Source organism: Lactobacillus jensenii DSM 20557 (assembly GCF_001436455.1).
Lineage (GTDB): Bacteria > Bacillota > Bacilli > Lactobacillales > Lactobacillaceae > Lactobacillus > Lactobacillus jensenii.
Genome location: NZ_AYYU01000007.1, coordinates 58244 through 64632, shown reverse-complemented (window position 1 = coordinate 64632; position 6389 = coordinate 58244). Strand labels below are relative to the sequence as shown.

The 6389-nt window shown below is 32.4% G+C and carries 8 protein-coding genes and 1 pseudogene; 6 read left to right on the top strand and 3 right to left on the bottom strand.

The genetic code is table 11. The features are described from left to right. Positions 1 to 143: 143 nt before the first annotated feature. Positions 144 to 323, bottom strand: a complete 180-nt coding sequence (locus FC45_RS03265) for a hypothetical protein (protein WP_006585040.1) — start codon at positions 321 to 323, stop codon at positions 144 to 146. Between the two features lie 68 nt (positions 324 to 391). Here FC45_RS03265 and wecB point away from each other — a divergent pair, with 68 nt between their 5' ends. The 3 genes from wecB to FC45_RS03250 all read left to right on the top strand — a co-directional run bounded on the left by wecB (position 392) and on the right by FC45_RS03250 (position 2543). Continuing rightward, positions 392 to 1534, top strand: a complete 1143-nt coding sequence (gene wecB / locus FC45_RS03260) for a non-hydrolyzing UDP-N-acetylglucosamine 2-epimerase (RefSeq protein ID WP_006587976.1) — start codon at positions 392 to 394, stop codon at positions 1532 to 1534. A 131-nt stretch (positions 1535 to 1665) separates the two neighbouring features. After that, positions 1666 to 2106 carry a MarR family winged helix-turn-helix transcriptional regulator gene (locus tag FC45_RS03255; RefSeq protein ID WP_006587975.1) on the top strand — a complete coding sequence of 147 codons (441 nt, stop codon included), beginning with the start codon at positions 1666 to 1668 and terminating at the stop codon, positions 2104 to 2106. Between the two features lie 2 nt (positions 2107 to 2108). Beyond that, positions 2109 to 2543 (top strand): GNAT family N-acetyltransferase, encoded by a 435-nt coding sequence (locus FC45_RS03250; protein WP_006585039.1) that lies wholly within the window; start codon positions 2109 to 2111, stop codon positions 2541 to 2543. A 34-nt stretch (positions 2544 to 2577) separates the two neighbouring features. Here the strand turns inward: FC45_RS03250 and FC45_RS03245 are convergent. Both FC45_RS03245 and FC45_RS03240 read right to left on the bottom strand, forming a co-directional pair. Then, positions 2578 to 3082: pseudogene (locus tag FC45_RS03245) on the bottom strand (GtrA family protein). Further along, the gene (locus tag FC45_RS03240) at positions 3075 to 3521 is read right to left on the bottom strand and encodes a flavodoxin (protein ID WP_006588480.1); all 447 of its coding nucleotides are present in this window, start codon (positions 3519 to 3521) and stop codon (positions 3075 to 3077) included. Before FC45_RS03240 ends, FC45_RS03245 begins: the two are co-directional and overlap by 8 nt. 209 nt (positions 3522 to 3730) lie before the next feature. Here FC45_RS03240 and map point away from each other — a divergent pair, with 209 nt between their 5' ends. The 3 genes from map (at position 3731) to galU (ending at position 6381) form a co-directional block, all read left to right on the top strand. Further along, entirely contained in the window at positions 3731 to 4558 is an 828-nt protein-coding gene (gene map / locus FC45_RS03235; RefSeq protein WP_006585036.1) for a type I methionyl aminopeptidase, read from the top strand. Next, positions 4551 to 5411, top strand: a complete 861-nt coding sequence (locus FC45_RS03230) for a YihY/virulence factor BrkB family protein (RefSeq protein WP_057706371.1) — start codon at positions 4551 to 4553, stop codon at positions 5409 to 5411. Before map ends, FC45_RS03230 begins: the two co-directional genes overlap by 8 nt. A 67-nt stretch (positions 5412 to 5478) precedes the next feature. Then, a complete protein-coding gene (gene galU, locus FC45_RS03225; RefSeq protein ID WP_006585034.1) occupies positions 5479 to 6381 on the top strand; it encodes a UTP--glucose-1-phosphate uridylyltransferase GalU in 903 nt (300 codons plus the stop codon). The last annotated feature ends 8 nt before the right edge of the window (positions 6382 to 6389 follow it).

The window sequence follows — 6389 nt, the reverse complement described above, 5'->3', positions numbered from 1 at the left end:
TTTACACAAAAAATTTGACAGTTTCTGTATTATAGATAAATAAACCCGGATTTATAGTTCATAATTTTATTACTAATCATTATAAAACACAATAACATTTACAAAAATGTGATATAAAACAAGAATTATAAGAGTGTTATTATTTAATAACGTACGATTTTTACGACAAGTAAAATTGCTACAATTCCCCAACAAAATAATCCGGTTGAAATTAAAATCCATTTTTTTAAATTGCTTTTTTCAGCTATTCCAAATACTACACAAAAAGAGCCAATTGTGATTAAAAAGCCACTAATTAATAAATAGAGAAATCGTAAATCCATTTAATTCCCTTCTTTTCAATAACTTATTAATAGCGTATCATAGGTATTAACGCGATGGAGGTAATTTTATGAAGCAAATTAAAGTAATGACTGTTTTTGGAACAAGACCAGAAGCAATTAAGATGGCTCCACTTGTTTTGAAATTGAAGTCAGATGCGCGCTTTGAAGAAGTGACTGTTGTTACTGCCCAACATAGGGAAATGCTTGATCAAGTATTAGATATTTTTAAGATTAAGCCAGATTATGACTTTAATATTATGCACAAGAATCAAACTTTAGCTGATATTACAACTAAGGTCATGACAATGCTTACTGATACAATAAAAAAAGAAAAGCCTGATGTTGTTTTAGTTCATGGTGATACTACTACTTCATTTGCTGCAAGTTTAGCAACTTTTTATGAACAAACTACTTTAGGCCACGTTGAAGCAGGTCTTAGAACTTGGAATAAATATTCTCCATTTCCTGAAGAAATGAATCGTCAATTAACTGACGTTTTAAGTGATTTATATTTTGCGCCAACTAGTTTAAGTAAGCAAAATTTACTTAAAGAAAGTCATCCAGAAGATAATATTTTTATTACTGGTAATACAGCAATTGATGCTTTACATGAAACTGTTCAAAAAGATTACCATCATGACGTTTTAGATGAAATTAAGCCAGGTAATCGTGTGATTTTAGTAACGATGCACCGCCGTGAAAACCAAGGCGAACCAATGCGCCGAGTATTCAAGGTGATGAAGCAAGTGGTTGATAGTCACGATGATGTTGAGATTATTTATCCAGTCCACTTGTCACCACGTGTGCAAGCAGTAGCCAAGGAAGTATTAGGTGGCGATTCTAGAATTCATTTGATTGATCCATTAGATGTTGTTGACTTCCATAACTTAGCGCAAAGAAGTTACTTTATTATGACTGACTCTGGTGGTGTTCAAGAAGAAGCTCCTTCACTTGGTAAGCCAGTTTTAGTTTTGCGGGATACTACAGAAAGACCAGAAGGTGTTGAAGCTGGTACTTTGAAGTTAGTGGGTACTGAAGTTGATAAAGTAAGAACTGAAATGGTTAAGCTTTTAGAAGATAAGGCTGCTTATGAAGAAATGGCCAATGCCAAGAATCCATATGGTGATGGTCATGCAAGTGACAGAATCATGGATGCGATTGCTTATTACTTTGATAAAGCCAATACTAAACGCCCAGCAGAATTTGAATAAAGTAATTTTAAAGCTAGATTTTGATTTCTAAAATATGTATTTTAAGGCTTGATTTCGACATTTTATCGAAATTGAGCCTTTTTAGTTTGCAAAAAGAGTTGACAAAAGCAACTATTTATAGGAGATAACCAATGCTTAACAATAAAGAAATTGATATAATTCGAAAATTTAATCGACAATATGTAATAGCACTTGGAGTACTTAATAAGAAGATTTTTAAAACGGATTTATCTTGGCCTGAAGGGAGAATTCTTGAGAAAATTGCTGAAGAAGATGAAATAACTCCAATTCAAATTGTACACAAATTAAAGATTGATAAAGGCTATACTAGTCGAGTAATTAGTCAATTAGAAAAGAAAAGGTTAATTGAAAAAATCCCTGATTCAAAAGATCGACGCTCTATTAAATTAGTTCTAACTGATAAAGGCTGTGAAGCATATAAATCAATTGATATTCGTTCGAATGATCAAATAAATAACTTAATTGAAAATTTATCAGATAATCAACAAATAGAATTTTATGAGAGTATTAGGCATGCAAATCAATTATTATTTGAAAGAAAGGAAAAATAGTTATGTGGTACGTTAAGAAATGGAATGAATTAACACCTGACGAAATTTGGCAAATATTGGATTTACGCATTTCTACGTTTGTTGTTGAACAAAAACGAATTTATCATGAAATTGATAAAACTGATCTCTCTGCTTTACATGTTTTTGCAATTGAAAATGATAAAATAGTAGCTTATGCTCGGGTCTTTTTAGATGGAAAACATGTTTCTTTTGGAAGAGTAGTTACTAGTGAAGCGGTCCGAGGTCAGGGATATGGGATGAAGTTATTAAAGAAAATCATGAATGCTATAAAAGAGAACTTCCCAGGAAGAGAAATTGAAATTGAATCTCAAGAACAGGTACAAGATTTTTACAAAAAAGTGGGCTTTAAGACTATTGGAGCGCCTTTCATTTTTGAATCAACGCCTCATATTAAAATGATTCATGAAAGTTTATAAGTTAGTTGATATATTGCAAAAGAAAAAAGGACCTTTAACGGTCCTTTTTCTTTTGTTTTGATTCGATTACGTATTGCCGAATTCGCTCTCTAATAAGATGGTCGTTTTTTTGAAAAACAGCTTTAGTAGTTAAATAGTTAAAAATACCTACTAATAATTGATCAATTAATTTAACCAAAACAGCATTCCAGCGAAGAACACTAAGGCCTACTAACATGATTAAGGTATCGGGGATGATACTGATGATTCTAAAAAGTAAAAAAGGCAACTAACTTACGCCATATTGACTTACTTGTATCAACATGATGAGTAAAAACAGCATAGTGATTGAAGTAAAATGAGGCTAAGTTAGAGATGATGAATGCTAAAGTATTAGCAAAAACTAAAACTACTTTAAAGTTATTGTGTAAAACGACAAAAACGATTGTGTTAATTAAAGCGGCAATGAAGCCGAAGAACATATAAACATATAAGTTTCTATACCGCCTTAATAATTTGCGCCCCTGCTTACGTAGTAGGGTGCGATCAGATTTAACCATTGAATTTTTCAGCTAATTCATCGGCAATTTCATCAATTTTAGCAATGTCATCATCATCAGGTGCATTTTCAACTGTTAAAGGCTTGACTACTTCTTCAGCTCCACAAGCTAAAAATACCTTTTCAAAGTCAAAAACATTTTCACAATAGTGGTCTTTGTAGGTTTTATCGCCACTACCCATAACTAAAAATCTTTTGCCTGTTAGGTCAAGGCTCTTTAGCTGATCGTAAAAATCTTCAAGTTCATCAGTCATCTTACCTTCACCATATGTATAAGTAACAAAAACACAGATATCTGCATTTAAATAATCACTTGCATCTGTAAAAGAAACATCGCTTGAATCTACTTCAAAGCCAGCATCTTGAAGGTCTTCTTCTAAAATTTCTGCCATATCTTCGTCATTTCCAGTCATACTGGCATAGACAATTTTTACTTGCATATTTTATTCCTTTTCTAAATAGTTAATACTAACTGTTAAATTTTAGCACATTATAACTTAAGAATTAATACTAGAGTGCGAATGTAGGCTTAATTTAGAAAAAGATTTATTTTTATAATGAAAAAGTATTGGAGAATAGTTTTTGTTAAAGTGAAAATAAGGCTATAATAGAAGTTGTATTAAACTTTTTTATTGAAGGAGACAATAATTTGATTACTTTAAAATCAGCTCGTGAACTTAAAGGAATGCAAAAATCAGGTCGTTTACTTGCTTCATTATTTGAAGCATTAAGAGATGTGATTAAACCTGGGATTTCAACTTGGGATATTGAAGAATTTGCCCAAAAATTTATGAAAGAGCGGGGTGGACGTTTATCAGAACAAGGCTTTGAGGGTTATAAATATGGTACTTGTATTTCTGTTAATGATGAAATTGCCCACGCAATTCCAAGAAAGAATCTTATTTTACAAGAAGGCGATTTAGTCAGTGTCGATGTAACTTGTAATTTAGATGGTTATGAAACAGATTCATGTACTACTTATCCAGTAGGTAAAATTTCTGAAGAAGATCAAAGACTTCTTGATGTAACTAAGAAGGCAATGTACTTAGGAATTGACCAAGCTCAAGTTGGTAATAGAATTGGTGATATTGGTGCCGTTATTCAACATTATGTTGAAGATGAAAATGGCTTTGGTGATGTTCGTGAATTAATTGGACACGGTATTCAACCTACTATTCACGAAGATCCAGAAGTTCCTCACTGGGGTAAAGCTGGTCACGGCTTACGTTTAAAAGAAGGTATGACTATTACTGTTGAACCAATGCTTGAAGCTGGTGGTGACTGGAGAATTATGCAAAAGACAGTTGATGATCCAAATGATGATTGGGTTTACTATGTAACTCCTGATGGTTCAAAGGCTGCTCAATTTGAACATACTTTTGCAATTACAAAAGATGGTCCTAAAATTTTAACTTTACAAAAGCCTTATGATGGTTTAGAAAAGTATTTACCACATTTTGATGAATTAGATGATTAAGAAATTTGATTGGCGACATTTTTTTAAGCTTTTATCTAAAAGAATGTCGCGTGGTGAGATTAATCAAGGCTCAATTGTTATAGCGTATTATTTATTATTTAGTATGTTTCCAATAATTATTATTGCTGGAAATATTATGCCGCTATTTCACTTAAAGCCTGGAGTGGTTGAAGAATACTTAATCTACGGTCTTCCAGCGAAAGTGGCAGATTTTATTATGCCAATTGTAAAAGCAGTATTACAAAAACAATCGACTGGTTATATTTCATTTGGGGTTTTAATTGCTTTATGGTCATTTTCTTCTTTAACTAATGCAATGAGAATTAGCATGAATCGAATCTATGGTGTTCGGCAACAAGAGTTGAGATTTTCATTTGGTAGAAAATTATTAGAACGTGGGGTAGTCGTTTTGATTACCGGTTCGATGATTGTTTTATTAATGCTTTTGACGATTGCTCTGACTTTTGGTCAAGAGATTTTAAATAGCGTAAAAGCTTTTTTAGGAATTAGTTACTTAGGGATTGAAAGTATCTTCACTTATAAGTGGCTTGTATTAATTGTTGTAATGTTAGTAGTAATTGCTTATTTTAACTTTGCTTTACCAAATGTACAAAAGCGTAAGCGAGCAATATGGCCAGGTGTTTTTGTTAATTTAATTGGTTGGGCTGGATTGTCATATCTTTTTGGTCTTTATTTAAGCCATTTTAAGCTTTCTTTTGAAAATTATGGTATTGTTGGTACCTTTATTATTTTTATGTTATGGTTGAACCTAAGTTCACTATTATTTTTGCTTGGTGTATGTGTTAATGCAACATTTGATGAATTAACACATGGTGATATTGAAATTCGTTAGTTATAAAGACATAATTTTGATATACTATTATTTATAATGGAAATAGAAAATAGGAAAGTGTGAACAAATGAAAGTTAGAAAAGCAGTTATTCCTGCCGCTGGATTAGGAACTAGATTTTTGCCTGCTACTAAGGCAATGCCTAAAGAAATGTTACCAATTCTTGATAAGCCAACTATTCAATTTATTGTTGAAGAAGCTAAGGCTTCAGGAATTGAAGATATTTTAATTGTTACTGGTAAGAGTAAGCGTCCAATTGAAGACCACTTTGACTCAAATCCTGAACTTGAAGCAAATCTTGAAGAAAAGCATAAAGAACAGCTTCTAGAATTAACACAAAGTATTACTAACTTAGGGGTTAACTTGTACTACACTCGTCAACCCCATCCAGCTGGTTTAGGTGATGCAATTTATCGTGCTAAGAGCTTTGTAGCTGGTGAACCATTTGTTGTTTTACTTGGCGATGATTTAATGAGTGATAAGATTCCTTTAACTCAACAATTGATTAACCGGTATAATGAAACTCATGCTTCAACTATTGCTGTAAAGCGTGTTCCACATGAAGATGTTTCAAAATATGGTATTATTGCTCCAGATGGCGAAATTGCTAATGGCCTTTACAATGTAAAGTCATTTGTTGAAAAGCCAGCTGTTGATAAGGCACCAAGTAACTTAGCTATTATTGGTCGTTACTTATTAACTCCTGAAATTTTTGATATTTTAGGTAAACAAAAGCCAGGTGCTGGTGGTGAAATTCAATTGACTGATGCGATTGATACTATGAACAAGACTCAACGTGTCTTTGCTCACGTATTTAATGGCGAACGTCATGATGTTGGTAATAAGGAAGGTTACCTTGAAACTTCAATCGAATATGGTCTGATCCACCCAGAAACTAAAGATGCTTTAAGAGAATATATCTTAGATTTAGCTAAAAAGCTTGAAGCTGAAAAGAAGCCTAACAAAAAGTAGTATTTACT